Annotated in this window: 23 protein-coding genes and 1 pseudogene; 1 reads left to right on the forward strand and 23 read right to left on the reverse strand. The window is 41.0% G+C overall.

The window, feature by feature from the left end:
- Positions 1-6: 6 nt before the first annotated feature.
- The 16 genes and pseudogenes from ACO1D1_RS24385 to ACO1D1_RS24460 form a co-directional block, all read right to left on the reverse strand.
- On the reverse strand, positions 7-1,581 hold the full coding sequence (locus ACO1D1_RS24385; RefSeq protein WP_423337441.1) for a hypothetical protein: 1,575 nt from the start codon (positions 1,579-1,581) through the stop codon (positions 7-9).
- A 12-nt stretch (positions 1,582-1,593) separates the two neighbouring features.
- Positions 1,594-2,442 carry an ABC transporter permease gene (locus tag ACO1D1_RS24390; RefSeq protein ID WP_149869567.1) on the reverse strand — a complete coding sequence of 283 codons (849 nt, stop codon included), beginning with the start codon at positions 2,440-2,442 and terminating at the stop codon, positions 1,594-1,596.
- A complete protein-coding gene (locus tag ACO1D1_RS24395; protein ID WP_423337442.1) occupies positions 2,439-3,374 on the reverse strand; it encodes an ATP-binding cassette domain-containing protein in 936 nt (311 codons plus the stop codon). The genes ACO1D1_RS24390 and ACO1D1_RS24395 overlap by 4 nt, the downstream gene beginning before the upstream one ends.
- The gene (locus tag ACO1D1_RS24400; protein ID WP_423337443.1) at positions 3,371-4,036 is read right to left on the reverse strand and encodes a hypothetical protein; all 666 of its coding nucleotides are present in this window, start codon (positions 4,034-4,036) and stop codon (positions 3,371-3,373) included. Before ACO1D1_RS24400 ends, ACO1D1_RS24395 begins: the two co-directional genes overlap by 4 nt.
- A 4-nt stretch (positions 4,037-4,040) precedes the next feature.
- Positions 4,041-5,741: a hypothetical protein gene (locus tag ACO1D1_RS24405; RefSeq protein ID WP_423337444.1), complete on the reverse strand. Its 1,701-nt coding sequence runs from the start codon at positions 5,739-5,741 to the stop codon at positions 4,041-4,043.
- A 223-nt stretch (positions 5,742-5,964) separates the two neighbouring features.
- The gene (ftsY, locus tag ACO1D1_RS24410) at positions 5,965-6,951 is read right to left on the reverse strand and encodes a signal recognition particle-docking protein FtsY (protein WP_423337445.1); all 987 of its coding nucleotides are present in this window, start codon (positions 6,949-6,951) and stop codon (positions 5,965-5,967) included.
- 19 nt (positions 6,952-6,970) lie between these two features.
- Positions 6,971-10,537 (reverse strand): annotated as a pseudogene (gene smc, locus ACO1D1_RS24415) (chromosome segregation protein SMC).
- Positions 10,538-10,592: 55 nt separating this feature from the next.
- Positions 10,593-11,333 (reverse strand): ribonuclease III, encoded by a 741-nt coding sequence (gene rnc, locus ACO1D1_RS24420; protein ID WP_423337446.1) that lies wholly within the window; start codon positions 11,331-11,333, stop codon positions 10,593-10,595.
- Between the two features lie 163 nt (positions 11,334-11,496).
- Positions 11,497-11,730: an acyl carrier protein gene (locus ACO1D1_RS24425; RefSeq protein WP_040204957.1), complete on the reverse strand. Its 234-nt coding sequence runs from the start codon at positions 11,728-11,730 to the stop codon at positions 11,497-11,499.
- Between the two features lie 70 nt (positions 11,731-11,800).
- A complete protein-coding gene (gene fabG / locus ACO1D1_RS24430; protein WP_423337447.1) occupies positions 11,801-12,544 on the reverse strand; it encodes a 3-oxoacyl-[acyl-carrier-protein] reductase in 744 nt (247 codons plus the stop codon).
- The gene (gene fabD / locus ACO1D1_RS24435) at positions 12,541-13,488 is read right to left on the reverse strand and encodes an ACP S-malonyltransferase (protein ID WP_423337448.1); all 948 of its coding nucleotides are present in this window, start codon (positions 13,486-13,488) and stop codon (positions 12,541-12,543) included. The genes fabG and fabD overlap by 4 nt, the downstream gene beginning before the upstream one ends.
- A 13-nt stretch (positions 13,489-13,501) precedes the next feature.
- The gene (gene plsX, locus ACO1D1_RS24440; RefSeq protein ID WP_423337449.1) at positions 13,502-14,506 is read right to left on the reverse strand and encodes a phosphate acyltransferase PlsX; all 1,005 of its coding nucleotides are present in this window, start codon (positions 14,504-14,506) and stop codon (positions 13,502-13,504) included.
- A 5-nt stretch (positions 14,507-14,511) separates the two neighbouring features.
- Complete coding sequence (gene fapR, locus ACO1D1_RS24445; protein WP_423337450.1) at positions 14,512-15,087, reverse strand: transcription factor FapR; 576 nt, start codon at positions 15,085-15,087, stop codon at positions 14,512-14,514.
- A gap of 107 nt (positions 15,088-15,194) precedes the next feature.
- Positions 15,195-17,243, reverse strand: a complete 2,049-nt coding sequence (gene recG, locus ACO1D1_RS24450; protein WP_423337451.1) for an ATP-dependent DNA helicase RecG — start codon at positions 17,241-17,243, stop codon at positions 15,195-15,197.
- Positions 17,244-17,340: 97 nt separating this feature from the next.
- Positions 17,341-19,023 (reverse strand): DAK2 domain-containing protein, encoded by a 1,683-nt coding sequence (locus ACO1D1_RS24455; RefSeq protein WP_423337452.1) that lies wholly within the window; start codon positions 19,021-19,023, stop codon positions 17,341-17,343.
- 15 nt (positions 19,024-19,038) lie between these two features.
- Complete coding sequence (locus tag ACO1D1_RS24460) at positions 19,039-19,401, reverse strand: Asp23/Gls24 family envelope stress response protein (protein ID WP_144548976.1); 363 nt, start codon at positions 19,399-19,401, stop codon at positions 19,039-19,041.
- Between the two features lie 221 nt (positions 19,402-19,622).
- On the opposite strand from ACO1D1_RS24460, the gene rpmB reads away from it, so the two are divergent.
- A complete protein-coding gene (rpmB, locus tag ACO1D1_RS24465; RefSeq protein ID WP_149869555.1) occupies positions 19,623-19,811 on the forward strand; it encodes a 50S ribosomal protein L28 in 189 nt (62 codons plus the stop codon).
- Between the two features lie 108 nt (positions 19,812-19,919).
- Here the strand turns inward: rpmB and spoVM are convergent, their stop codons facing one another.
- From spoVM to rlmN, 7 genes are all read right to left on the reverse strand, one after another.
- Complete coding sequence (gene spoVM, locus ACO1D1_RS24470; protein ID WP_035445740.1) at positions 19,920-20,003, reverse strand: stage V sporulation protein SpoVM; 84 nt, start codon at positions 20,001-20,003, stop codon at positions 19,920-19,922.
- Positions 20,004-20,106: 103 nt separating this feature from the next.
- The gene (locus tag ACO1D1_RS24475; RefSeq protein WP_423337453.1) at positions 20,107-20,754 is read right to left on the reverse strand and encodes a thiamine diphosphokinase; all 648 of its coding nucleotides are present in this window, start codon (positions 20,752-20,754) and stop codon (positions 20,107-20,109) included.
- A 53-nt stretch (positions 20,755-20,807) separates the two neighbouring features.
- Positions 20,808-21,452: a ribulose-phosphate 3-epimerase gene (gene rpe, locus ACO1D1_RS24480; RefSeq protein WP_423337454.1), complete on the reverse strand. Its 645-nt coding sequence runs from the start codon at positions 21,450-21,452 to the stop codon at positions 20,808-20,810.
- Between the two features lie 3 nt (positions 21,453-21,455).
- Positions 21,456-22,337 carry a ribosome small subunit-dependent GTPase A gene (rsgA, locus tag ACO1D1_RS24485; protein WP_423337455.1) on the reverse strand — a complete coding sequence of 294 codons (882 nt, stop codon included), beginning with the start codon at positions 22,335-22,337 and terminating at the stop codon, positions 21,456-21,458.
- A 77-nt stretch (positions 22,338-22,414) separates the two neighbouring features.
- Positions 22,415-24,391, reverse strand: a complete 1,977-nt coding sequence (gene pknB, locus ACO1D1_RS24490) for a Stk1 family PASTA domain-containing Ser/Thr kinase (protein ID WP_423337456.1) — start codon at positions 24,389-24,391, stop codon at positions 22,415-22,417.
- On the reverse strand, positions 24,392-25,144 hold the full coding sequence (locus ACO1D1_RS24495; RefSeq protein WP_423337457.1) for a Stp1/IreP family PP2C-type Ser/Thr phosphatase: 753 nt from the start codon (positions 25,142-25,144) through the stop codon (positions 24,392-24,394).
- Between the two features lie 4 nt (positions 25,145-25,148).
- Positions 25,149-26,240 carry a 23S rRNA (adenine(2503)-C(2))-methyltransferase RlmN gene (gene rlmN / locus ACO1D1_RS24500; protein WP_423337458.1) on the reverse strand — a complete coding sequence of 364 codons (1,092 nt, stop codon included), beginning with the start codon at positions 26,238-26,240 and terminating at the stop codon, positions 25,149-25,151.

Here is a 26,240-nt window from a genome sequence, read left to right on the forward strand (position 1 = left end):
TGTCTGTCACTCCTTATTCGGATCAAGCAATAAAAAATAGTTTTTAACGATTTCTTCTAAATCAGAAGGCAGCTTTACCCGATCGGTACTATTGCGATAGGCTTCTGCATAGGTTCCGTATACTTCTTGATAGGAGCGAAGCTGGCCTTTTAAAATAGGCCCGTTTCCCTCATACTGTTCCGAGGGGCTGCCATTGCCAATGGCACCTGTATCAGTCTCAAGATTGTCTTTACTGACTGCTTTCTCCGGAATTGTAAGAAGCTGGCGCGAACCCTGCCCGAGTCCGGCACCACTTCCGGAACCCGTTCCCTTTCCGCTTCCTGTACCCTGACCTGATCCATTGCCATTCCCACTGCCAGTGCCCTGGCCTGATCCATTTCCACTTCCTGTGGCATTGCCATTTCCTTGTGAGCCATTTCCGGCTGATTGCTTTCCTTGACCTCCGCCTTGTGAGCCTGTTTTAGATCTGCCGTTTTTGCCATTTTGCTTGTTTGTTTGACCTCCATTAGACTGAGTGGGGGAATTAAGGGCTACTTGTTGGGGCTGCAATCCGTTTCTAAGCATTTCAGTTTGCAGACTGTCTGCTGCTTCTCCAAGGGCCGCTTGTGCATCAGCAAGCTGATTCATTACATTTTCCGAGTTTAAAGCTTCAGATATCTTCTTGGTCAATTCAGCTAATTCTTTTTCAGAAAGCTGGCGGTTCAAACCCGAGAGCTTGCTGAATGCCTGCTTCTCGCTTTCAGACAAGGAATCATATTTATGGTTAAACCGTTCAAGTTCCTCTTTTAATTTTTTTCTATCCCCCTCTTCAAGAGCAGCTGCCAATTGACTTACATCCGTATTTTTTAATTCTTGCTGCAATGAATGAAGCTTGTCCAGTTGTTCTTTTTGCTTCAGTGCTTTTAATTCAAGTTCCTTTTTTTGCTTTTCCAATTCCTCAACTGCTTTCTTGAGTTCAGGACTCTTGGCAATGATCTCCTGCGCCTGTTGGAGCGCTTTTTTCTTTTCCTCGTTCTTTTCCTTATCAATCTTTTCTCCCAGTTTCTTTACGGCCTTCTTTACTATTTTCGATTCCGTTTCTTTGACCACAGCCAATTGCAGGTTTTGATTTGGAAAATACTGAAGAAGGATTGCCAGACCTAACAGCAGTGCAGCCATCAAAAGCCATTTGGGCCTAACCTCATGTTTTTTCCTTGATAAAACATGATGCTGTTCTTTTTTCATAAAAGTAAGTGCTTCGGCAAGCTGCAATTTCTGCAGCATGCCATCATCGTCTATAAACGAAAAGGCTGTGATTACACGGTCATCCGGTATATAGTCATTAAAAAGACTTGCCGCCTCCCTATATCCCGGCTGAGACCGCCAACAACGAAAGACAAATACAAGAAGCATGAAGAAACCGCCATACCAAATCATTTCATGATAGTAAGGGATGACAACTAATCGTGCCGCGGATAAAATGAGAACCGAGAAAGCCAAAACAGTTAGCAGCCAGTAATGAAGCTCGGTAATGATTCTTTTTCGTAACAACTGCCTTCGTATTGGCTTTAGCAGCTGAAAATAAAGCTGTTTATCCTCCATCTGCCTCAATCCTTATCCATTTGATTTAACTTTCATATTTGGACGGAGTTTTCGAATACTAACAAAAATCATAATAAGAAAGATGATGGTATACGAAATCAAATAGGCTGCCCATAATGGGAAATGGATTCCCATCCCTGCTTGACTGGACAATTCGATGAAAGCAGTCGGTTCCAGAATACCAAACAGAATCATGAGCGGATTCAGCATAACAAAGAAGTATGGGATCGGGTTATTGGCCGTGATCCCCATTTGATTGACAGACATTGTAACCGTGAACAGGAAAGCCGTTCCGGCTGTTAAGAATAAAGTAACACCATACGTACTTACCATCGCAATAATGGTCTTTCGAACCAGTGTGGAGAGAAAGATGCCGATGCTGCCATAGACAAGGATCGTAAAAATATAAAAGCCAAGAATCGTTACGACTTGTCCGGGTGAAATTCCGCCAAACAAGAAGACTATGCTGTATATCGGCATGCTAGCGACAATCATCAATAATAAAAATGAAACAGATGAAATTAACTTCCCAAGAATAATACTGGTGGAACTCTGATTTGTGGTTAATAAAATATTTAATGTTTGCTTCTCCCTTTCCCCGCTAATGACCCCTGCGGTTAAACCGGGTGTAATAAATAGAATTAACCCCATTTGGATAAAAGTCAGCAGCATAAACATCTCCCTGCTTTGATCCGGACGGAACAGCCCCATCGGTGAGTTTTGAGTTTGTAAATAGATAAACCCAATGATTAGGATGGAGAGTGCCAATAAATAAAAAGCTAAACCGAGAAAACTTTTAAAAGAGCGGAACCTCAGCTTAAATTCCTTATTTAAAACAGGATTGAGGAAAAGATTTCTCACGATAGTTCCACTCCTTTCGTAATCTCCATAAATACATCCTCAAGGTTTGTTTCAGTTTCTGAAAAACTGATAATAGGGATATCGTGTGACAGGGCTGCTTTCAACAGCAGTACCTGCTCTTCCACATTTCCGCCAAACATGAATTGGAGCGATTCCCCGTCATCCCTTCTTGCTACTTGACTCACATGCGGTTGATCCTCGAAGAAAAGCACCGCTTTTTCCCACTCACGATACAGCCTGACAATAATTAACTTCTCCCCTTGAAGGCGTTGTTGAATTTCAGCGACAGAGCCCTCTGCCACCAATCGTCCTTGGTCAATAATCCCAATTACATCACACATTTCTGCAAGTTCTGGCAGGATATGTGAAGATATTAAAATCGTTTTGCCCATATTCTTTAATTCTTTCAGGATTTCTCTCATTTCAACCCGTGCCCTCGGATCAAGGCCAGAGGCAGGCTCATCTAGTATCAGGACCTCGGGATCATGAATCAATGATCTTGCCAGGCAAAGTCTTTGCTTCATTCCTCTCGAAAGGACGTCAACATACGAATCCTGTTTATGTGTCAAATTAACTAATTCAAGAAGCTGAGGGATTAATTTCTTTCTTTCGCTCTGGCTGATTCCATAACTTGCACCGTAAAAATCCAAATACTCAACGGCCTTTAATTGATCGTAAACACCGAAGAAATCAGGCATATAGCCAATTTGACTACGGACAGCTTTCGGCTCTTTCGAAATATTATAGCCATTAATATAAGCCGTTCCGGAGCTTGGGGAAAGCAATGTTGCTAATATCGAAAAGGTCGTCGATTTCCCGGCACCATTTTGACCGACAAAACCAAACACGGAGCCTTTGTCAATAGTAAGATTTAAAGAATCAAGCGCGGTAAATTTTCCATACCTTTTCGTTAAGTTAATAATTTCAATCATGAGCTGATTCCCCCCTTTATCGCAAGCGCCGGCATCCTGACGAGAGGGTCACCTTGTCCGGTTTTTATCAATTTGATAGTAATTGTCCCGTCCTCCGATATATATTGATCGAGTTGTTCCTTGATGGTTGTATGGGAATCAGGTAAAGGCAAAAAGGTTCCCGTTGTATGATTTAGGAGTGAATACGTAACATTCCCGCCATACCAAGTAATATCAAGTTCTTGAAAACTCGCTTTTCCGTTCATCAGCTGCTTCGGAAGCTCCAAAACATAGTCATATTCGCCGTCATCAAGTTCCTTTTCGTTGCGGGTTCCTGTCATTTCATTGAACACACCGCCGCGGATGGTGTTGATATAGTTTCGAAACATATCATCCTTAATGGTGAAAGAGCCGCTAATGTTTGTTTGGATATCTAAGGATTGATAGATTAGCGTTAATCCATTCTTAACCGCGTTCTTTCCTTTTAAATCAGCTTTAATAACAGAATCCTTTGTATAGCCATAAAGAATAGGCTGATTTTCTGTTTGGGAATCGTCATATAAAAATTCCACTGCACCGGATTCCATTCTTTCCCTTTTTATTTTATCCACATCTTGCGGAGAACTTGGCATCTGGTAGGAATTCCCCTGACTATACGGTCCGGCTAGATAATCCTGCTCCAATGTTTTATTTACCGTAAGACTCTCCCCGCTTTTCAACGGGCCAAGCTCGAATCTTTTTGCTGCCCGACCATATAGTCAACTCTTCAAAGTCATAGGGAAAATGATTGATAATATTCCCTGTTAACTTCTTATTTTCATTGGTTAGTTTTATCTCAAATTGGCCGGCATCTTTCTTTGAAGCCTGGCCATAAAAGGTTCTTAAAGACCAATATTCGACATTTGGAAAAGTGACACGATTAGCGTTTCTGCTATTTTCCAATACGGCATATCGCTTTCCATCCTCCACTGCAATGGAAGATGACCCCGGCACACCGTTGAAGGTTCCTTGCGAAAAATTCAGGTCATAATCGCCGCTTGTATTCGAAAGAAAGCTAAAAGCCTCATAACCATTTAACTGACCATGTTCTGCCCTATAGATGCCGGTTTGGTTCATCTGCGGGTTAGCGATTCTGTCTTTTGCCCCAATTGCAAAGATTCCTACTGAGGAAACAAGGGCAACAGCGGCAATAATCCACCAAGCATGCTCCCGTTTATCCAGTCTTTTTAACATGAAATACAATAACGGTGCGAGTACCATGAGATAAATGAACAGGAACAGGCTGATTTGCCCAACGGAAAATTGTGATCCCGCAAAGTATTCATTCATTTCGGCAAATTCATTAAACAACATGTCATAGCGATTTGGGCCGCCTTTTTGAAATTGAACCGGGGTGACCGTATTTAGAATCGGACTTAAAGCAAACCATTGACCATATTCGTTCCAGGAAGAGAGTGGTTCATCACCTAACGAAAAGGCCGTCTGCCATATTTCTCCGGCACCGTATCCTTTATGAACAACCATTGGTATCTCGCCGCTTTTGAGTGCGACTTCCGCTCCCCGATCCAACTCGCCAATAAATACTGGAATGTTCGGAAATGCCGGTTGTGCCGACGCCACTTGGAACATTTTTGTATCTGCGAGTTCCTCTTTATTAGATTTCATTGGCAATTCCTCGTAAAGGCTGCCATAAGAACCCGCTGCATCAGGCGCAGCACCGGCAATCAATATCCCGCCATTTTGAATCCACTTGAGGATTGCTTGCTGTTGTGATTTTTTCAGTTTAGAAACGCTAAACTCATCAATTAATATGTAATCAAACAATGCTAAGCCTAGTTCGTCTTCAGGAATCATCTCTTCAGTTAATACGATTGATTCAAGATGATTTGTTGTTGCCATCACCTTTAATTCTTTTAAACGGTCGGCATTCTCACTTAACATCCCTAATGTTCTGCCATCCGGATCCAGATATTTGGGCTTTAGGATTTTATCTCCGGCGAAGGCTTGCTCATTCCCATCTTTCCAGCTGCCTTTATATAAAAAGATCGTCTGCTTTATTTGCCAATTATTGAAATATTCTTCTGAAAAACCTGGTAATGACATCGTATAAGTTTTTTTGCTTCCCTTTGGTACATCAATGGACAATACCTTTGCCCCGCTGGAATTATATGTTGACGCAAAATTGAAAAGAAGTTCGCCGGTGAAATCTGCCCCGCTATTTTCAACTGTTACTTGAACAGGAAAGCCGCGGTCGCTTTTCACTTTTCCATCGAATCCTTCTTTTACAGAAATTTTAATAAAACCAGCTTCTGCTTCAGCTGGAACTGCTGCTTGACACAAGAAAAACACACACATGAGTAAAATAAAACACAGCCTTTTCTTTAACAAAAAGATTCCCCCTAAAAACCTCTCAGATCTGTCTATTTAATAGACGTAAAAGCTTGTCTATTACACTACAATATTCAAAAAAAACATCAAATTATCCTACCCATCCTTTCCATATATCCTTTTGTGTAATTTTACACTTTTGGCAAATAAATGCAATATTTTTTTAGATATGCGAAAAAAACAGCAGCGACATCGCTGCTGTTTGAATGATTCTATCTCTGTATTATTCGCTTTTCTCTACTTGGTCGGCAAACAATCCGTATACGTATTTTTCAGCATCAAATTCTTGCAGGTCATCCATCTTTTCACCAAGACCGACGAATTTGACCGGGATTTTCAGTTCGTTACGGATGGCAAGAACGATACCGCCTTTTGCCGTTCCGTCTAATTTAGATAATACGATACCGCTTACGTTGGTCGCCTCCTTAAAGGTCTTTGCCTGAATCAGTGCATTTTGCCCAGTTGTTGCATCTAGGACAAGGATGACTTCATGAGGAGCATCCGGAATTTCTCTTTCAATCACACGCTTTACCTTCTCAAGCTCTTTCATCAAGTTCACTTTATTTTGCAAACGGCCCGCTGTATCACACAGTAGAATATCAGCTTTACGTGATTTAGCTGCTTGGATGGCATCATACATGACTGCAGCAGGGTCTGAGCCTTCTGCCTGCTTAATTACCTCGACACCCACTCGATCGCCCCAGACTTCCAGTTGTTCGATGGCCCCTGCACGGAAGGTATCACCTGCGGCCATTAAAACCTTCTTCCCTTCACTCTTAAACTTATGTCCAAGTTTCCCAATGGTAGTTGTCTTTCCAACACCGTTTACCCCAACAAATAATATGACTGTCAGGCCATCCTCCTGTATGTTCAAGTTTGAGGATTGCCCCTCACCTGCATTGTAAATTTCAACCAGCTTCTCAGAAATAACACTTTGGACCTCCCCAGGGTCTTGGATGTTTCGGCGTTTAACCTCCATCTTAAGCTCTTCAATCAGCTGCATAACCGTATCAAAGCCCACATCTGCCTGAATTAAAATTTCCTCTAATTCTTCGAAGAAATCTTCATCGACTTTACGATACCTGGCAACAAGGTCGTTTACTTTTCCGGAAAAGTTGTCTCTTGTTTTTGTAAGACCTTCCTTAAATTTCTCTGTGACAGTATCCGTCTGTTTTGTAATTTTTTCTTTCAATTTTTTAAAAAAACTCATGATTTCACTTCCTCATCGATTATGATTCAACAAGTTCCTTTGTATCCTCTAAGCGGACGGATACAAGTTTTGATACACCAGATTCCTGCATGGTAATCCCGTATAGAACATCTGCTTCCTCCATTGTCCCTTTACGGTGGGTAATGACAATAAATTGCGTCTCCGCACTATAGCGCTTTAAATATTGACTGAAACGGTAGACGTTAGCTTCATCCAATGCCGCTTCGACCTCATCAAGAATACAGAAAGGGACTGGACGTACTTTTAAAATGGAAAATAACAGAGCAATGGCTGTTAATGCACGCTCTCCGCCTGATAATAAACCAAGGTTTTGCAGCTTTTTACCCGGCGGCTGGGCTACAATTTCCACACCGGTATTCAATAAATCCTCTGGGACCGTCAGAACCAGATCAGCTCTTCCGCCGCCAAAAAGGGTTCGAAAGGTAGGTTCAAAATATTCACGAATTCCCTCAAACGTATGTTCAAAGCGCCGCTTCATTTCTATGTCCATTTCCTCTATCACCTGGAAAAGGGTATCTTTTGCTTGCTGGAGGTCTGTCTTTTGTTCATTTAAAAACTCATAGCGCTCAGAGACACGTTCATATTCTTCAATTGCACCAATGTTGACATTTCCAAGCTCCTCGATAGCAAGCTTGATTAATTTGACCTTTTTCGCTGCTTCCTCTACCGGAACCGTCAATGGATACTGTTCCTTAGCCCCTTCAAACGACAAAAGGTACTCTTCTCTTAAGTGGCCAAGTCGGTTTTCTAGTTCAACATCTAAGCGGTTAATTTTGACTTCCTCATCCTTTAAGACCACAACCATACCTTTATGGAGCCTTTTTAACTCTTTTGTTTCCAGCTCCAGGTTTTCCAAGAAATCTTGCAAGGATAAACGTTCTTGCCTTCTCGTTGTTATTAGCTGTAAAGTTGCTTCCTTGTCCTGTTGTTTTTTTATAGCCGCTGCTTCAATTTGCTCTTCACCTGATGAGCTGTTTGTCATTTCCGATGTTAACAAGTCAAGGTCTTCCGAAAAGATAGTCAGCTTTTGTTCGCTTTCCGTGAGATCTTCGCTAATAAGGGCTAATCGATCGTTTGCATTTGCAAATTGTTCATTTTTAGAAGCAAACTCAACCTTTAACTCATTTATTTCAATTAAAAGGGTCTCTTTAGAGGTCATATCATTTGTCTTTTGTTCAGTTAATTTGATAATTTGCGCATCAAGTTCAGCAATCGTAACCCCATAGGTTTCGATTCCCTTTGATAATTCCAGCTTTCGCTTCATTAACATTTCTTTTTCTTCCGAGAATTGGCCTTTTTCAAGATCATAAATTGCCAATCGGTCATTAATATTCTTTTCACGCAGTTCTGCCTCGCGAAGATCTCCCTTCACCGTTTGCTCCCGGAGTCTAAGTTCCTCACCTGCCTGCCGAATCTCATCAAGTCTCTGCTCTGACTTTTGCACTTCATGTTTTCCGGTTTTAACAGCACTTTCCAAGCCCGCTGTTTTTTCTTCCATCATCACAAGCTTTTCCTTTAAATTTTCAAGCTCCCCTTTTCTCGTTAGCAAGGAGGATGATTTCTGTTTCAGCGCACCGCCCGTCATCGAACCGCCCGGATTAACAAGATCACCATCTAATGTCACCAGTCTTGCACGGTACTGAAGAATTTTTGCTAATTCATTAGCCCCTTTAAGGTCTTTTGTTACAACAACATTCCCTAGCAGGTTTGTCATGACCTCAGTATACTTTTGCTCAAACGTAACCAGATTGACGGCCGGGCCAATTAACGATGGATGATTTTGAATGGCTGACAACTGTGCCGAGGTTAACGGTCTTTCCTTTGATAACACTTAATGGTAAAAAGGTCGCTCGTCCATATGAATTCTGTTTTAAATATTGAATCGCTGTTCGGGCATTTTGTTCAGTATCAACGACAATATGCTGCAGCGCACCGCCAAATGCTGTTTCCAGTGCCGTTTCATACTCTTTTGGCACGGTGACAAGCTCAGCAACGGCACCTTCGATTCCCTCTAGCTTATTCCCTCGGGCCTTAAGAACTTCTTTTACCCCTTGGAAAAAACCAGCATAGTCTTCATCCATCTCCTCAAGCAATTCTTTTCTCGATTTCGCTTGCTGAAGAATTTGATATGCTTGATATAAAGTCTTTTCTTGTTTTTGGTAGTTGTCTTTAACGGATTCAAGCTTCCGCTGCTGTTCACGAAAGGCCACGACCTGACCCGCTAACTGCTGCCCTATTTCTCCTAACGCTTCTAGAATTTCTTGCTTCTTCGATTGGGCAATTTGCCGTTCATCGATATATTTTTCATTTTCTGCATCAAGGCGGGAACTCTTGCGCTCCTGCTGCTCCAATTGCTGGTCAATATATTTTATTTCATTTTTCGCTCCAGCCTGATCATTCAGCAGCTCAATATATTCACCTTTCAAGCCTTCAATTTTTTCCTCGATATTTTCAGTAAATAATTGCAGTTTCTCCTGTTTTTCTTTGAGTCCTGATTGCAATTTTTTTACTTGGTCACCCAGGGCTTTAAATGATTCAGCAGCCAAGTCACGATTTTTCTTCAGCTGGCTGATCCGTTCTGTCAGTTCTGAAATATTCGCTTTTAACTGATCTTTATTCTGGGCGGCATTTTTCTTCCGTTCCTTTAAAACTTCTTTTCTTCCTGCAAGCTTTTCAAGTTCCTCACTTGCATGCAGCAAGACATTTTGCAAATCGGTAATCGATTCATCTAATGCAGAAATCTTGTCTCTTGTTTCCACAATTTTTGCTTCTTTTACTTGAAGTTCTGAAGATAGCTTCAGCTCTTCCTGTTGATGCTCCTCTAACTGCTTAGAAAGTTGTTCCCATTTTTGATGCAGGTCTTCAATTTCAAAAACCGTTAGTGCAACCTCTATTTTTTCTAGCTCCTCTTTCTTCTCTAAAAAGTCCTTTGCCATGGATGCTTGTATTTTCAACGGCTCCACTTGACTTTCCAGCTCATGTAAAATATCATTCACACGGTTTAAATTATCCTGTGTTTCAAATAGTTTACCCTCTGCTTTTTTCTTGCGGTTTTTATATTTAGCACCCCGGCAGCCTCTTCAAAGATGGTTCGGCGGTCCTCTGCTTTGCTATTTAATATTTCTTCAACCTTTCCTTGGCTAATAATCGAAAATGCTTCCCTGCCAAGTCCTGAATCCATAAATAAATCGATAATGTCCTTAAGCCGGCATGGCTGTTTATTGATGAAAAATTCACTTTCACCCGAGCGTGAAACTCTTCTCGTCACACTTACCTCATTAAAATCAATTCCTAATCCTTGGTCAGTATTGTCCAATGAAAGCGTTACTTCAGCAAAATTAAGGGCCCTTCTTGAATCGCTTCCGGCAAAAATGATATCTTCCATCTTACTGCCTCTTAGAGACTTTGCAGACTGTTCACCCAAAACCCAGCGAATGGCATCAGTAATATTACTTTTGCCACTGCCATTCGGACCTACGACAGCCGTTACTCCAGGAACAAAATCAACTTCAATACGTTCAGCGAAAGATTTAAAGCCGATAATGTCCAACCGTTTTAAAAACATTTCTTTATCCTCCCTATGTTGCGCGAGGATTTCTCCTGCAAACATTTTGATATTTCTAGGTTGTCTTTGCTTTTAGTACGCTTAATGCCATTTGCGCAGCATGCTGTTCCGCTTCCTTCTTAGATTTTCCTGTTCCACATCCAAGTTCTTCCCCATTTAAGGACACTTTGGAAACAAATTCCTTATTATGGGCAGGTCCTTTTTCCTGAAGGACACGATATTCAATCGTTCCTGTACCATCCCGTTGAATAAGTTCCTGCAGCTGGCTTTTAAAATCCATCACATGAGAAAAAGCACCGGCATTTATTTTAGGAAAAACAATTTTTTCAAGAAATCCAGTAACAGTTTCAATTCCTTGGTCCAAATAAAGAGCTCCAATGAATGCTTCAAAAACATCAGCAAGCAGGGCGGGACGCTCGCGTCCGCCAGTCATTTCTTCTCCTTTGCCGAGCAAAATGAATTTACCAAATTCGAGCTCATTGGCAAAAGAGACAAGTGACGGCTCACAAACAATGGCTGCCCGCAGTTTCGTCAATTCTCCTTCAGTCATCGTTGGATATTTTTTAAAAAGGAATTGTGAAACTGTCAACTCAAGGACAGCATCTCCTAAAAATTCAAGTCTTTCATTATCTTCGAAAGGCTTTCTGCGATGCTCATTCACATAGGATGAATGGGTAAAAGCTTGTTTTAATAATTTCTCATTTTCAATTTTTATACCGATCATATCATGAAAATCTTTAAATTGATTTTCTTTTGCGCGATTGTTAAACTCTTTTCCCTTACTATTCTTGCGCATAAAGTCTCCACCTTGCATCAAATTTACAAAATACTCTGCTACTAGTTTAAAAAAGTTTCATACAAAACGCAAAGAAACTTGGCAGATAGCTACTCTGCCAAGTTCTATCATACAGAATAAAGCTCCGTTTGAAAACGGAGCTTTTCGAATAAATCTAACGTGATTACTTACTGCTATTTATGTAATTAACAGCATCACCAACAGTGCCGATTTTTTCAGCATCATCGTCAGAAATCTCCATATCGAACTCATCTTCTAATTCCATTACTAGTTCAACTACGTCAAGGGAATCAGCACCAAGATCATCTTTAAATGAAGCTTCAAGCGTAACTTGAGACTCATCAACGCCTAAGCGGTCAACGATGATTTTTGTAACACGTTCTAATACCTCTGCCATGCTTGTTCACCTCCCCTCAAGCTATTATAGAGTATTTCACTAAAATAATACACCATGTTTTTTATTACAATTACATTACCATACCACCATTAACATGGAAGGTCTGTCCTGTTATATAGGATGAGTCATCTGATGCTAAAAATGCGGTGATTTTGGCAATATCTTTAGGCTCCCCTAATCTTGCTAAAGGAATCTGTTTTAACATCTCCGCCTTTACTTCATCCGTTAATTGATCTGTCATATCTGTGGTAATGAATCCTGGTGCAATGGCATTTACCGTTATATTTCTTGAGGCCAATTCTTTGGCTGTCGTTTTGGTAAGTCCAATGACACCTGCTTTCGCTGCTACATAGTTCGCTTGGCCTGGGTTGCCGCTTACTCCAACAACAGAGGCAATATTAATGATTCGGCCCACGCGCTGCTTCATCATTTGCCGGGTAACTGCTTTTGTACAGAGGAAAACACCTTTCAAGTTGATGTTAATAACATCATCCCATTCCTCTTCCTTCATTCTCATCAATAAATTATCCTTCGTAATTCCCGCATTATTGACGAGGATGTCAAGCTTACCGAAACGGTCAATCGTTCCCTTCACCATTTCAGCGACTTCCTCGGCATTTGCAACATTACATTTTATAGCAATTGCATCCCGTCCAAGCGCTTTAATTTCATCAACCACTTCATTTGCTTTCGCTTCACTGCCTGCGAAATTAACGGCTACATTCGCACCTTGTTTTGCTAGTTCCAGGGCAATTTCTCTGCCGATTCCTCGAGATGCTCCTGTCACAAGAACAGACTTCCCAGCTAAACTCATAGGTTTTCCTCCTTTAACGCCTCGATGACAGCATTGGCACTCTCTTCATCGGAAACGGAATATATTTTTACTGTTTTATCAATCTTTTTAATTAAACCTGAAAGAACTTTCCCTGGACCAATTTCTATAAAGGTGTCAACACCCAATTCAATCATTTTCGCAACAGAATCTTCCCATAAAACAGGGGAATATAATTGTTCGATTAGTTTATCCTTTATGTCTGAAGCGGATTGGATTGGTTCAGCGCTGACATTCACAACAACCGGGATGGCTGCATCCTTCATTTCAACCCCATCTAAAACCTCACGAAGTTGATCCGCCGCCGGTTTCATTAGTGTTGAATGAAAAGGTCCACTTACATCCAGTGGCAGTACCCTTTTTGCTCCAGCTTCTTTTGCTTTTACGCCTGCAAGCTCTACCCCTTCGCGTGATCCTGAAATCACAATTTGACCTGGGCAGTTTAAATTTGCCAAAGAAACGGTAGGACCTGATTCACTTACTTCATTCGTAACCGCCGCAAGCGGTTCACGGTCAAGGCCTAGTACTGCTGCCATGGAACCTTCGCCATTTGGTACGGCGTTTTCCATGAACTCTCCACGCTTTCTGACAGCGTACACACCATCTTCAAAAGAAAATACGCCAGCAGCAACAAGAGCCGTATATTCACCAAGGCTGTGCCCTGCGGCAAAATCCGCTTTTACTCCCGATTTGCTGAAGTATTCCAAAATAGCCATACTTGTCGTTAACAGGGCAGGCTGGGTATTATAAGTTATTGTTAATTCTTCTTTAGGTCCTTCAAATATTAACTTGCTCAGAGGCACATTTAACCTACTGTCTGCCTTCGTAAAGTAGTCCATTACCTCGGAGTGTTTTTCTGCAAGTTCCTTACCCATTCCAACAGTTTGTGACCCCTGTCCTGGAAAAACAAATGCTATTTTCCCCATGTTTACACCCCTTTTATTGTTCTATTTTAGCAATAGTAGACTCTCCTGCTGCTTGTTTGATCAAGTCAGCGACATCATACCTGACCATTTCCCTTGTTTGTTTTATCGCACTGTATATGGCTTGTGCATCAGACGAACCATGGGCCTTAATCACCGGTGCTTTTAAGCCAAAAAGGGCGGCACCTCCATATTCTGAGTAATCCAAGGTATTTTTCAAGGTTTTTAAATTCGGTTTTAACACAGCAGCGGCCAATTTACTTGTAAAACTGCTCATTAACGCTGTTTTTAACATTTTAAACATCGCTAGGGCAGTTCCTTCAATCGTTTTTAATACCATATTACCCGTAAACCCATCGGTAACAACCACATCGGCAACACCCTCTAGTAAATCCCTTGCCTCTACGTTGCCTACAAAATGAATATCGGCATTTTTTAATAGGTCAAAGGCATGCTTTGTCAACTCATTGCCTTTTTTTTCTTCTGTGCCAATGTTCAACAGTCCTACTCTAGGCTTCGCAATCCCTCTTACCTTTTCACTGTAGATGGAACCCATAAGGGCATTTTGCACAAGGTGTTCCGGTTTGGCATCGGCATTTGCCCCAACATCCAGGAGCAGGAATCCTTCACCGCCAATGGTAGGCAGGGTAGGTGCTAATGCAGGCCGATCAATCCCATCAATCCTGCCGATAACAAACAGCCCCGCTGCCATCAATGCCCCTGTATTTCCTGCAGAAATACAGGCATCTGCTGTACCATCTGCTACTTGTTGGGCCGCTAATACCATTGAGGCAGACTTTTTTCTGCGAACCGCCCTAACAGGCTCATCTGTCCCCAGTATAACTTCCGTCGTATGTAAAATAGAAATCCTCTCATGGCTCGTCAGCGTTTCCTTTATTTTATTTTCGTCGCCGACAAGTGTAATATGTATATCAGAAAATGCCTGAACAGCTTTCATCGCGCCTGACACAATTTCTTTTGGGGCATTGTCTCCGCCCATAGCATCGATTGCTAGTTTCATTTACCTCATCCTTTAACGTTTTTCGAACGGTGATACATTTCCAATTCTCCGATAAAAACAAGCTCATTATTCACATAACTTTTCACTTCGACAAACGTTCTGCCGGTATTCTCATCTATTTTTGTCACACGCGCTTTGGCAATGACCCGCTCATGCAATTTTACCGAACGTTTAAATTGAATATTCGCTTTTGCCGTTAGTGCCAATTCATCATTAATAACAGCAACAGCCAGAGAATTTGCCTGGGCAAAAACATGGTGTCCGCGGGCAATATTATTGCGTTTAAAGACATGCTCTGCCTTCACGTCAAAAATCGAAATCGCGCTTTTGTCTAATTCAATATCGATAATTTCTCCAATGACTTCTTCGAGCGGTAATGAGCGAACTTCATCTTCGAACCGTTTCTCTGCTACCGTTTTAATCCGTTCACGCAGTTCCGGAATCGACAATTCCAAGCGGTCTAGACGAATGGTTTGGACACTAACCTGAAATTTTTCCGCCAGCTCCTCATCGGTGATAAAGGGATTCTCTTTTATTGTAGTAGTTAATAAATGTTGACGTTCCTTTTTACTTCTTCTCATGATTTTTACACACCGTCCGCGTTTCTTATGACTAGGTACTAAGAGTAGTATAAAATTTAAAAAAGCAGATTGCAAGATAAATTTCCCTATCCGCTATCTGCTTCTCGTTAATCCAGCTTTTCTCCTTCTAAAACACCTGATTCGTCGAGCTTGGATCGTAAGTATTGATATTCAGGGTCTGTCCAAAAGTTCCTCGACCCAATCAGCATAGCCGCATCACTTCTTGCTGTTTCAAGTGCACGATAATCATGAACCATATCTGCAACCTTAAATTCCGGAACCCCGCTTTGTTTTTTTCCAAAAAAGTCACCCGGTCCTCTAAGCTCCAAATCCTTTTCACTTAAAACAAACCCATCATTTGTTTCAGTCATGATTCTCATTCTTTCCTGACCTACCTCTGATTTGGGACTTGCCAGTAAAATACAATACGATTGATCACTACCGCGGCCAACTCGTCCACGCAGCTGGTGCAGCTGTGAAAGCCCAAACCGCTCGGCATCATAAATCACCATCATCGTTGCATTCGGTACGTTCACCCCTACTTCCACAACAGTCGTAGAAACTAGAACTTGAATTTCATTTGCACTAAATGCCTTCATAACCGAATCCTTTTCCTCAGTCGGTAAACGGCCGTGCATAAGTCCTATCTGATAGCGATCTTGGAAAAAGTGGCTAAGTGTTGTATGCACATCAATCGCATTTTGGACATCGAGCTTCTCTGACTCCTCTATTAACGGGCAAATGACATATGCCTGATGCCCCTTATTTAATTCTTTTTCGACAAAGGCTAGAACGCGCTCAAGCATTTCTGGTTTTGCCCAATAGGTTTCAATCGATTTCCTGCCTGCAGGCATCTCATCGATGATTGAGACATCCATTTCACCGAAAACAGTAATCGCAAGAGTTCTTGGAATAGGAGTTGCAGTCATAAACAGGACATCAGGATTTTCTCCTTTTTCCCGCAGCACTCTCCTCTGCTCTACACCGAAGCGATGCTGCTCATCGGTTATTACAAAACCGCATTTTTTAAACGTAACCTCATCCTGAATCAGGGCATGTGTACCAATTAAAATATCTACTTTTCCATCGGCAAGCTCTTGAAGGATTTCCCGTCTCCGTTTTCCTTTTATCGAACTTGTTAATAGCTCACATCTCACGTTAAATGGTTCTAATAACCTTTTTAATGAATCCGCATGCTGCTCAGCCAAAATTTCCGTTGGGACCATAAGCGCCCCTTGGTAGCCTGCCGTCACACTGGCGTACAATCCAATCGCCGCGACAACTGTTTTCCCTGAACCTACATCTCCTTGTAATAAACGATTCATGCGGTATGGTGATTTTAGTTCTGCTAATACCTCATTAACAACCCTTTTTTGGGCATTTGTTAGCGGAAACGGAAGGCTGTTGATAAATCCCTTTACTTTCGTCAAATGATACGTTTGCTTGATTCCGGGAGAATGCTCGCGTTCAAACTTCCTTAAAGCCTGCATTTTTAATTGAAACAATAGGAATTCCTCATAGACAAAGCGTCGTCTTGCTTGTTTTACCTCTTCAGGATTGCCGGGAAAATGCATGATTTGAATGGCATTTTTCCTGCCAAGCAGACGATATTTTTGCAAAAAAGATACTGGAAGTGTTTCTTCGAGGAAATGACCATACTGCCCAAAAGCAAGATGAATAAATTTTCGCATTCCTCTAGTCGTAATTTTGCCTTTGACCGAGTAAACTGGTTCAAAATCGTTAGCTTTTGTGTTAGGACCTGCCTGCATTTCATTCGCTGTAATGGTTTGACGATGGGCGTCCCATTTGCCAGTTACTGTGATGGTTTCATTCATATTGATTTTATTTTTCAAATAGGGTTGGTTAAAAAACACTACTTTAATCAAATAATTTCCGACGAAAAGCCTAATCGTAAGCTTTGATTTCCTCCTGCCATAATAGGTAAGAGAAGGCTCACTATGAACCTTCCCCTCTACCGTCACTTTCTCTTCGTGCTGCACTTGCGTTAAGTCCTTAAGCGAATAGTCTTCATAGCGGTAAGGAAAATATTCCAATAAATCTTGAATCGTAAAAATTTTCATTTCCGCAAAGGCTTCAGCCGTTTCGTCCCCAATTCCTTTTAATGCCGTTACTGATTGGTTTAGATTATCGAACACACTACTCTCTCCCTTTGCGAAGCAGTCTGAAAAACTGGTTTTCAACAAATAAAAAGGGTGTGACCCTATAGGCCCCCCCTTCTATTTTAGCCGTTCTTTATTCAATTGAAAAGATAAATGAATACAATGGCTGGCCGCCATTATGAATTTCAATTTCTATATCAGGATAAGTTTCTTCGATAAATTGTACTAGATTGTTTACCTCTGCTTCATTCACGTCTTCACCATAGAGAATCGTTAAAATTTCGGAATCCTCATCAAGCATACCGGTTAAAAGGTCCTTAGCTGCTTGACCTTTATCTTTGTTTTTTACAACGATTTTCCCTTCAGAAATGCCCATGAAATCGTCTTTCTCAATTTCTAAGCCATCAATGGAGGTATCACGGACAGCAAAGGTAATTTGTCCTGTTTTCACATGCTGTAATGCTTCCTTCATCGCTGTTTCATTTGCTTCCACCGCTGCTGACGGATTGAATGCAAGCAGGGCCGAAAGTCCTTGTGGAACCGTTTTAGATGGAATGACGTAAATTTCTTCTTCTGAAACATCTTTTGCCTGTTCTGCTGCCATAATGATGTTTTTATTATTTGGTAAAATAAAGACCTTTTTGGCATGGACCTCTTTTACCGCTTTCACGATATCTTCCGTACTAGGATTCATCGTTTGTCCGCCTTCAATGACGGCATGGGCGCCAATGCTTTTAAATAATTCCGCAATTCCAGACCCCATTGAAACCGTAACGATTCCATATTCTTGGAGTTCCTTTGGTGCCTCATGACGGTCGGCGATCAGTACTGATTGTGATTCTCCGACGATATTGGAATGTTGCTGGCGCATATTTTCAATCTTCATATTAATTAAATTGCCATAACGTTGACCGTATGTTAAAACTTCTCCTGGCTGTTCGGAGTGAATATGAACCTTGACCACATCTTCATCCGCAATAACCAATAATGAGTCGCCTAATTGACTGAGATCATTCCGAAATACGCCTTCATCGAATGGATGTTCCACTGTCTTTTCCCGTTCAAATCTAACCATGAATTCTGTGCAATAGCCAAACTCTATATCTTCCGTATTGATATGACTTTGAACACTTTTATGGTGTTCAGCACTTACCAATTCCGACATGGAAGGAAGCAGGTCTGATGATTCAGGAAGCTCCTCTCCTTTTAATACAGCAAGAAAGCCTTCATAGACAAATACAAGTCCTTGACCGCCGCTGTCAACTACGCCAACTTCCTTTAAAACCGGCAGCAGATCGGGCGTACGCTTAAGGGATGCCTTCGCTTCCTTTAGGACTTCTTCCATAATGACAATAATATCGTCTGATAGTTCAGCAGCCTGAACACCCTTCTTGGCAGAATCTTTTGCTACAGTTAAAATCGTTCCTTCGACAGGTTTCATGACAGCTTTATAAGCGGTTTCAACCCCTGCTTCCAAGGCCCCGGCAAAGTCTTTTCCGGAAATGTTCGCCTTCGATTCTACAGCCTTGGAAAAGCCACGGAATAACTGGGAGAGAATAACCCCTGAATTTCCTCGTGCTCCCATAAGCAAGCCTTTTGAAAGAGCTACTCCCACTTTACCTATATTTTCTTGAATGTTATTCTTTACTTCCTTCGCCCCAGAGGTCATTGATAAATTCATATTTGTTCCAGTATCACCGTCGGGCACAGGAAAAACGTTTAACGCATCAACCATTTTTGCATTTGCAGCCAAATGATTTGCACCTTGAATTACCATCTCGGCAAAACGTTTTCCATCTAATGCTGTTATTGACACAAACTTTCCTCCTCACTACGGGTTCGTCACACGAACTCCCTGAACGTAAATATTGACCGAGTCAACGGCAAGTCCAACTGTCTTATCGAGGGTGTATTTAACCTTTGATTGCACGTTGTGGGCAATTTCGGAAATTTTCGTTCCATAGCTGACAATAATATACATATCAATATGTAATGCTTCATTTTCCTGGCGCACGATCACGCCGCGAGTGAAGTTTTCTTTTCGTAGTATTTCCGTAATACCATCTTTAATTTGATTTTTAGAGGCCATACCGACGATTCCGTAACATTCGATTGCCGCTCCACCAGCAATCGTCGCAATTACTTCATTTGAAATATCAATTTGTCCGTACTTTGTTTTTAATTCAATGGACATGAATCGTTCCCCCTTTGGAAAATTGCTCCTTGACTATTGTCATTTTACTATAGTCAATCCAATATTGAAAGTCATACTTGCATGTCAAGGTTTTTTTCTTGAAAGGTTTATAGACAAGTATTGCATTCATAAACGTTGTATGGTAAATTATTAAGGTATCTCAAGCAGATGAAATTTAGGATTGCTGTATAAGCTTTTGGTAGTTAAGGAGGGAAATCATTATGCCACGTAAATGTGTAGTAACTGGAAAGAAAACCACTACTGGTAACGCACGTTCTCACGCTATGAACGCTAATAAGCGTACATGGGGTGCTAACCTACAAAAAGTACGAATTCTTGTTGATGGAAAGCCTAAGCGTGTTTGGGTTTCTGCAAGAGCGTTAAGAGCCGGTAAAGTAGAGCGCGTATAATAAAGACCAGGGCACCCTTGTTGGGGTGCTCTTTCTTTTTTATTATCCCCCAACGAACCAAAAATAAAAAGCACCCAAATGGTAACGGGTGCCATACGATTTCTTCTTCTATTCGTTTTTCTTAAATGCACCAATCATTGCCCGGACAAGTCCGCCTAAAAACTTTGGCAGTTTAATCGTATAAAATTTCATACTGTCCCTCCTCACAAATCTCCCCAGCATATTCCACTTACCTTTTTCGTACGCTATCCATTTTATTCAGGCGAACGAAATCAGTACCAATTAGTAACGCCTATTAATCGTGACTTCTTATCACTATTAATATGCCTTCTGAAAATGAAAAAGTACCATAATCATTAATAAGTTCATTACTAATACATAGTGTAGACCCGAGTGAAATATGCTGATTTTTAAGTGGAAATTTAAAGCCGTTTAAGGTGATTCCACTCACATCAAGTGTTAAGGGCACAAAGGATATATATTTTTTTGATTTCATTTTTTCAATGAAATAACTGCCTGGTTCCTTCAAAAAGACGATGTTATGACGATCAATTAAATAGACATCAGCCGGGTGTTTTTCTTTGAGTGGATTCAACAAAAGATGCACATTTGCAAATAAATGATCAAGCCTGCCTCCAGTCGCCCCGAACAAACGAACAATCGATGGTTTTTGCTCCAATGCCCAATTAAGGGCAAGCTCCATATCCGTTTCATCCTTTTCCGGATTATATCGCTTTAATTCTGATACTTGGCTTTCAATGAACAGTAATTCCTCTGGAGAGACTGAATCGAAATCTCCGAAGGCAATGTCAGGAATAATATTTCTTGTTAACAGATGAAATACGCCACGGTCAACCCCAACCCAGATGGCATTTTCCTCTGTAAAGTCTATCAAATCTGGCAGCAGTTCTTCAGGCCCCCCGGCAAGTATATTTATTATCATTAGACATTCTCCTTTTGAGCGAAATAAGAAAAAGCCAGCTGAAATAGCCGGCCTTACCCTCTAATTAGCGAAATGGCCTTCGCATAATCTGGTTGGTTATAAATTGCGGAGCCTGCAACAAGTACATTTGCACCTGCTTCCTTACACTGTTTTGCCGTTTCTGGATTCACACCGCCATCAATTTCAATCTCTAGATTTATTCCTTTTTGTTCAGCCATTTCTTTTACTTTTCTTATTTTTGGAAGGATCTCGGGAATGAATGCTTGTCCTCCAAAACCAGGATTGACTGACATTAATAACACCATATCAATATCCCCGATTATATGTTGAATTGTTTCCACTGGAGTGGCCGGATTTAAAACCACACCCGCTTTAATACCGAAAGATTTGATATTTTGAATTGTGCGGTGAAGATGCCGGCATGCCTCCACGTGTACAGTAATATAATCGGCCCCTGCTTTTACAAAGGCCTCAATATATTGATCTGGGTTTTCAATCATTAAGTGCACATCCAGCGGAAGCTTTGTCAACGGACGAATCGCCTCAACAATAAGTGGTCCAATTGTAATATTAGGAACAAAATGACCGTCCATGACATCAATATGGATGTAGTCCGCTCCCCCTTTTTCAACAGCTAAAATCTCTTCCCCCAATTTTGAAAAATCGGCTGAAAGTATCGAAGGTGCAATTTTCACCATTTTTTAATACCTCGGCTTTCTATCTTTAATTTCCTGCAGAAAATCTACATAATGTTCATACCGATAGGCTGGAATTTCACCAGCATCAACTGCCTCTTTCACACCGCATTTTGGCTCAGTTACATGTAAGCAGCCACGAAATTTACAGTTCTTACTCGCCTCTTGTAATTCCGGAAAACAAAATGTTAAGTCTTCCGTTTCAATGTTTGTGAATTCTAATGAACTGAAGCCTGGTGTATCAGCAATAAGTCCATTTCCAATCTTAATAAGTTCTACATGTCTGGTCGTGTGCTTTCCTCTTCCAAGATGGGAAGAAATATCATTTGTTTTTAATTCGAGATCCGGCCTTAAAACATTTAGCAGGGAGGACTTTCCTACACCTGATTGCCCGGCAAAGACAGAAATCTTATTTTCAATATGCGGACTTAAACGCTCAATACCGACTTCTGTTTCTGAAGAAGTGAGAATCACTTCATAACCCGCTCTTTTGTATTGCTCTGCATACTCTGAAATTTTCTGGGTTTGCACATGATTTGTCAGGTCCATCTTGGTAATACAGATTAATGGTTCAATATGATTAAATTCGACCAACACCAGAAAACGATCCAATAAAACCGTGCTGAAGTCTGGCTCCACTGCTGAAAATACAAGGATAGCCTGATCGACGTTCGCAATCGGCGGCCGAATTAATTCATTTTTACGTTTTTTCACTTCGAGAATGTAACCTTCCAAATCATTTTCAGCCTGAAAAACCACTTCATCCCCGACAAGCGGGGTTATTTTGTTCTTTCGAAAAACGCCTCTTCCGCGACATTGGATTATGCTTTCATCATGTAAAACATAATAAAAACCGCTTAATGCTTTGACAATTTTCCCTTCAGGCATAGCCACACTCCTTGCCCATTTACTTACCAACTCAACCATTTACCCCTTTAAAGTCTGAACGAATTCCAGCCATTTTATTATTGAGACTCGGAATAGTATTTCGTCTCATCAATAATCACCTTGTCATCACGTAAAACCTTGTATCCCGCTTTTCCATCATAGGGGATTAATAATTTAATTTCTTTCTTCGTGTTTTCTGTAATATAAAAGGTTTCAGCTGGTTCTGTCATACTGTGTTCCATATCCTCAATCAGGATTGCAACCGATTGTTTTTGACCTGGTTCTCCTGGAACAGCTGGTTCATATGGAATGGTCAGTTCTATAATTAACTCTCTAGGTGGTTTTTGCTCTATTCCTTTTGAAATGATGACCGTAACCTTGTCGCCCTTTTTCATGACTGTGTCTTTCTCAGGTGATTGGGAAATGACCATTCCAGCCGGAATTGTATCATGATATTGTTCTTGTGAGGCATCTAAATTAAGCCCGACTAATGACGCATAATCCTGCGCACTTTTTAAAGTATATTGGGTTAAGTCCTTTAAAACAATTTTTTCCGGTCCTTTACTGACTTTAAACTCTAAAACAGTTTCTTCCGGTACTACCTTTTTTCCCCCAGCTGGAGTTTGTTCAATGATAGTTCCAGGGTCACTGTCATCAGTTATTTCGGATTTTTTTATATCTTTAAAATTCTGATTATCAAGCAGCCTTAGGACATCTTCATACTGCCGGCCTACATAGTCAGAAAGTTCATATTTTTCTTTTCCTGTACTGATATAGAGGGTAATTTTGGTATTCTCTTTTACGGGTGTGCCAATTTCCGGGATCGTCTTAATTACACTTCCCTTTTTTACTCTCTCATCCGTCATCTTAACTTTTTTCCCGACCGCTATTCCTTTTAGCTTCAGCTTGGAAATAGCATCATCTTCATTCATTCCGCTAATATCCGGGATTCTTACTTCTTTGGCAGACAATAATCCTGGTAAGAAGGCAAAAGATAACATTCCAAGAATAACAAGTACTAGGAAGGTAGATAGTAAGACTATAGGCCATTTTTTTCTTTTTTTCTTCGTTTTCCCCTTTTTACCCTTTTCTTTCGCGTTAGCTGAAGGCTTTTCATTACTATGAACTAATGTTTCATCCAGATTTTTAAATGGCTGGTTATCGGTAATAACAGGGATTGCCTTGGTCGCCTCATTATCGATTGGGAGGGCAAACCTAGGTTCATCCAGTCGTTCCGGATCTAGAGCTGTCCGTAAATCTTCTTCCATTTCCTCCACACTATTATACCGATGAAATGGATCTTTGGCGGTAGCCTTAAGAACAATATTTTCAACACTTTGAGGAATAGCAGGGTTCCATCTTCTTAGAGAAGGAGTTTCCGATTGGAGATGTTTCAAGGCTATAGACACTGCTGACTCCCCTGAAAAAGGCAGCCTTCCGGTCAATAACTCGAACATCACAATTCCTAAAGAATAAATATCAGACTTCCTATTTGCCATTCCGCCTCTAGCTTGCTCTGGTGATAAATAATGCACAGAGCCCAGGACAGAATTGGTTTGGGTAATACTTGTAGCACTTAAAGCCATAGCAATTCCAAAGTCAGTAATTTTCACATTACCATCATGGTCGACCAAGATATTATGCGGCTTTATGTCGCGATGGATAATTTGGTTTTGATGGGCATGTGAAATAGCTGAAGTTAGCTGCCTCATAATACCAATTGAATCTTCCACTTTTAATGGGGAATTCTGCTGTATGTACTGTTTTAGGGTTTGGCCATCGACAAATTCCATGACAATATAATAAAGATCATTTTCCTCACCAACATCAAATATATTAACGATATTGGGATGTGCGAGACTTGTTGCTGATTGTGCTTCCCTATGAAATCTACGGATGAACTCTTCATCATTTGCAAAATCCAGGCGAAGCATTTTTACTGCTACATCGCGGTCAAGAATCATGTCATGTGCAAGGTAGACATTGGCCATGCCGCCTCCGCCAATCATATCTAGTATTTTATAGCGGCCGCTTAATCTTTTCCCAATCATCATCTATACATCACCCTCGCTGACATCAGAAAACGCTACAATCGCCAGTGTAATGTTGTCCTCTCCGCCATTTTCATTTGCTAATGAGATAAGGGAACCTGCCTTTTGCTCTAAGCTATCTTCATTTAAGAGAATCTCCATCATTTCTTTTTCAGTGACTTTGTTAGAAAGCCCATCAGAACACAATAATAGGATGTCACCTTCTTCAAAAATAATGGTTTTAATATCCACTTCCACCGTTTTTTCTGTTCCTAAGGCCCTCAGTAAAACGTTTTTCCTTGGGTGATGCTCGGCATCTTCTTTAGAAATCTGTCCTGACCTTACCAGTTCATTGACAAGTGAATGGTCTTCAGTAATTTGTTTGAAGCCTGATTCATTTAATAAATACCCGCGGCTATCGCCGATATTCGCAATCGTTGCAAATCGGTCCGTCGTAATGGCGGCGACAACAGTCGTCCCCATGCCATCACATTCTGAGTGGGTTGTGGCATGTTCCAATAATAATTGATTCACCTTTGTTATTTGGTGTTTAAGCCACTCCTCCACCTCTTCCGCCGTAACAACTCCCGTAGAAGCTTCCCATTGATTTTTTAAATGAGTCAATGTCATATCACTTGCTACATCACCTGCACGGTGACCGCCCATGCCATCAGCAACAATGGCTAGGCGGTTACCGTCCTGATTGGGAAATACACCGCCGGCATCTTCATTATGAAGACGGACTTTCCCTCGGTCTGTTTGAAATACCGCTTTCATCCCTTCACCTCGTCTCTTCTTTTCGCTCCTTCGCACGAAGTTGTCCACATGCTGCATCAATATCATGACCCTGTTCTCGGCGAATGGTCACATTAATTCCACGTTTTTTCAATGTTTTTTCGAAGGCAAAAATTTTGTCTTTTGGTGTACGCACGTAATCCCGTTCTGGAACATAATTAACCGGGATCAAATTCACATGACATTTGAGGCCTTTCAGCAGTTCTGCCAACTCTTCCGCATGCTCGATTGAATCATTTACATTTCCAAACAGACCATATTCAAAGCTGATTCTACGACCTGTCTTATCGATATAATATCGCACTGCCTTCATTAAGTCATCTAGTTTATAGGCTTTATTAATTGGCATTAATCTTGATCGCAGTTCCGTATTTGGTGCGTGAAGTGATATGGCAAAATTGATTTGCGTATTTTCATCAGCAAATTGATATATTTTCGGAACAATACCGCTTGTAGAAACCGTAATATGGCGTGCTCCAATATTTAACGCTTTGTCGTGATTGATGATTTTTAAAAATGCCAGCATGTTTTCATAGTTATCAAATGGCTCACCAATACCCATGATTACTACCGAGTCAACCCGCTCATCTGTTACATCAAGCGCTTGTTGAACCTTAACTACTTGTGCAACAATTTCGCCTGCTTCCAGATGTCTTTTCAGCCCCCCTAAAGTGGAAGCACAGAAGGTACAGCCAATCCGGCAGCCAACCTGGGTTGTTACACAAATGGAATTTCCATAATCATGCCGCATCAGCACTGTTTCAATCGAATACCCATCCTGCAGCTCGAATAAAAATTTAATTGTACCATCAGCAGATGTTTGTTGGATAATCGTATTTAATGTGGTAATTTGAAAATGTAATTCGAGCTTTTCCCTCAAACCTTTAGATAGGTTGCTCATGTCTTCAAATGAAGTAATTCTTTTTTTGTACAACCAATCGTAAATTTGCTCTGCACGGAATGGTTTTTCACCATTCTCCCCCAGCCACTCCTTAAGTTCGTGTAACTCCAGGGAATAAATTGAACGTAGTTTTTTCTCTATTGTTGTGTTTTTCTCAGTTGTATTTGTTTGTTCCAA

Origin of the sequence: Neobacillus sp. 19, from assembly GCF_049463095.1 — a bacterium.
Classification (GTDB): Bacteria; Bacillota; Bacilli; order Bacillales; family Cytobacillaceae; genus Neobacillus.

What these genes read in the sequence shown, in the direction of transcription:
- rpe (WP_423337454.1), bottom strand. Translation starts at nt 21,452, where the DNA reads ATGGTGAAAATTGCACCTTCGATACTTTCAGCCGATTTTTCAAAATTG.
- fapR (WP_423337450.1), bottom strand. Translation starts at nt 15,087, where the DNA reads ATGAGAAGAAGTAAAAAGGAACGTCAACATTTATTAACTACTACAATA.
- ACO1D1_RS24395 (WP_423337442.1), bottom strand. Translation starts at nt 3,374, where the DNA reads ATGATTGAAATTATTAACTTAACGAAAAGGTATGGAAAATTTACCGCG.
- ACO1D1_RS24385 (WP_423337441.1), bottom strand. Translation starts at nt 1,581, where the DNA reads ATGGAGGATAAACAGCTTTATTTTCAGCTGCTAAAGCCAATACGAAGG.
- ACO1D1_RS24495 (WP_423337457.1), bottom strand. Translation starts at nt 25,144, where the DNA reads ATGAAAGCGGTATTTCAAACAGACCGAGGGAAAGTCCGTCTTCATAAT.
- ftsY (WP_423337445.1), bottom strand. Translation starts at nt 6,951, where the DNA reads ATGAGTTTTTTTAAAAAATTGAAAGAAAAAATTACAAAACAGACGGAT.
- rnc (WP_423337446.1), bottom strand. Translation starts at nt 11,333, where the DNA reads ATGCGCAAGAATAGTAAGGGAAAAGAGTTTAACAATCGCGCAAAAGAA.
- ACO1D1_RS24425 (WP_040204957.1), bottom strand. Translation starts at nt 11,730, where the DNA reads ATGGCAGAGGTATTAGAACGTGTTACAAAAATCATCGTTGACCGCTTA.
- pknB (WP_423337456.1), bottom strand. Translation starts at nt 24,391, where the DNA reads ATGATGATTGGGAAAAGATTAAGCGGCCGCTATAAAATACTAGATATG.
- fabG (WP_423337447.1), bottom strand. Translation starts at nt 12,544, where the DNA reads ATGAGTTTAGCTGGGAAGTCTGTTCTTGTGACAGGAGCATCTCGAGGA.
- spoVM (WP_035445740.1), bottom strand. Translation starts at nt 20,003, where the DNA reads ATGAAATTTTATACGATTAAACTGCCAAAGTTTTTAGGCGGACTTGTC.
- ACO1D1_RS24460 (WP_144548976.1), bottom strand. Translation starts at nt 19,401, where the DNA reads ATGTCCATTGAATTAAAAACAAAGTACGGACAAATTGATATTTCAAAT.
- plsX (WP_423337449.1), bottom strand. Translation starts at nt 14,506, where the DNA reads ATGAAACTAGCAATCGATGCTATGGGCGGAGACAATGCCCCAAAAGAA.
- ACO1D1_RS24475 (WP_423337453.1), bottom strand. Translation starts at nt 20,754, where the DNA reads ATGATAATAAATATACTTGCCGGGGGGCCTGAAGAACTGCTGCCAGAT.
- rsgA (WP_423337455.1), bottom strand. Translation starts at nt 22,337, where the DNA reads ATGCCTGAAGGGAAAATTGTCAAAGCATTAAGCGGTTTTTATTATGTT.
- rpmB (WP_149869555.1), top strand. Translation starts at nt 19,623, where the DNA reads ATGCCACGTAAATGTGTAGTAACTGGAAAGAAAACCACTACTGGTAAC.
- fabD (WP_423337448.1), bottom strand. Translation starts at nt 13,488, where the DNA reads ATGGGGAAAATAGCATTTGTTTTTCCAGGACAGGGGTCACAAACTGTT.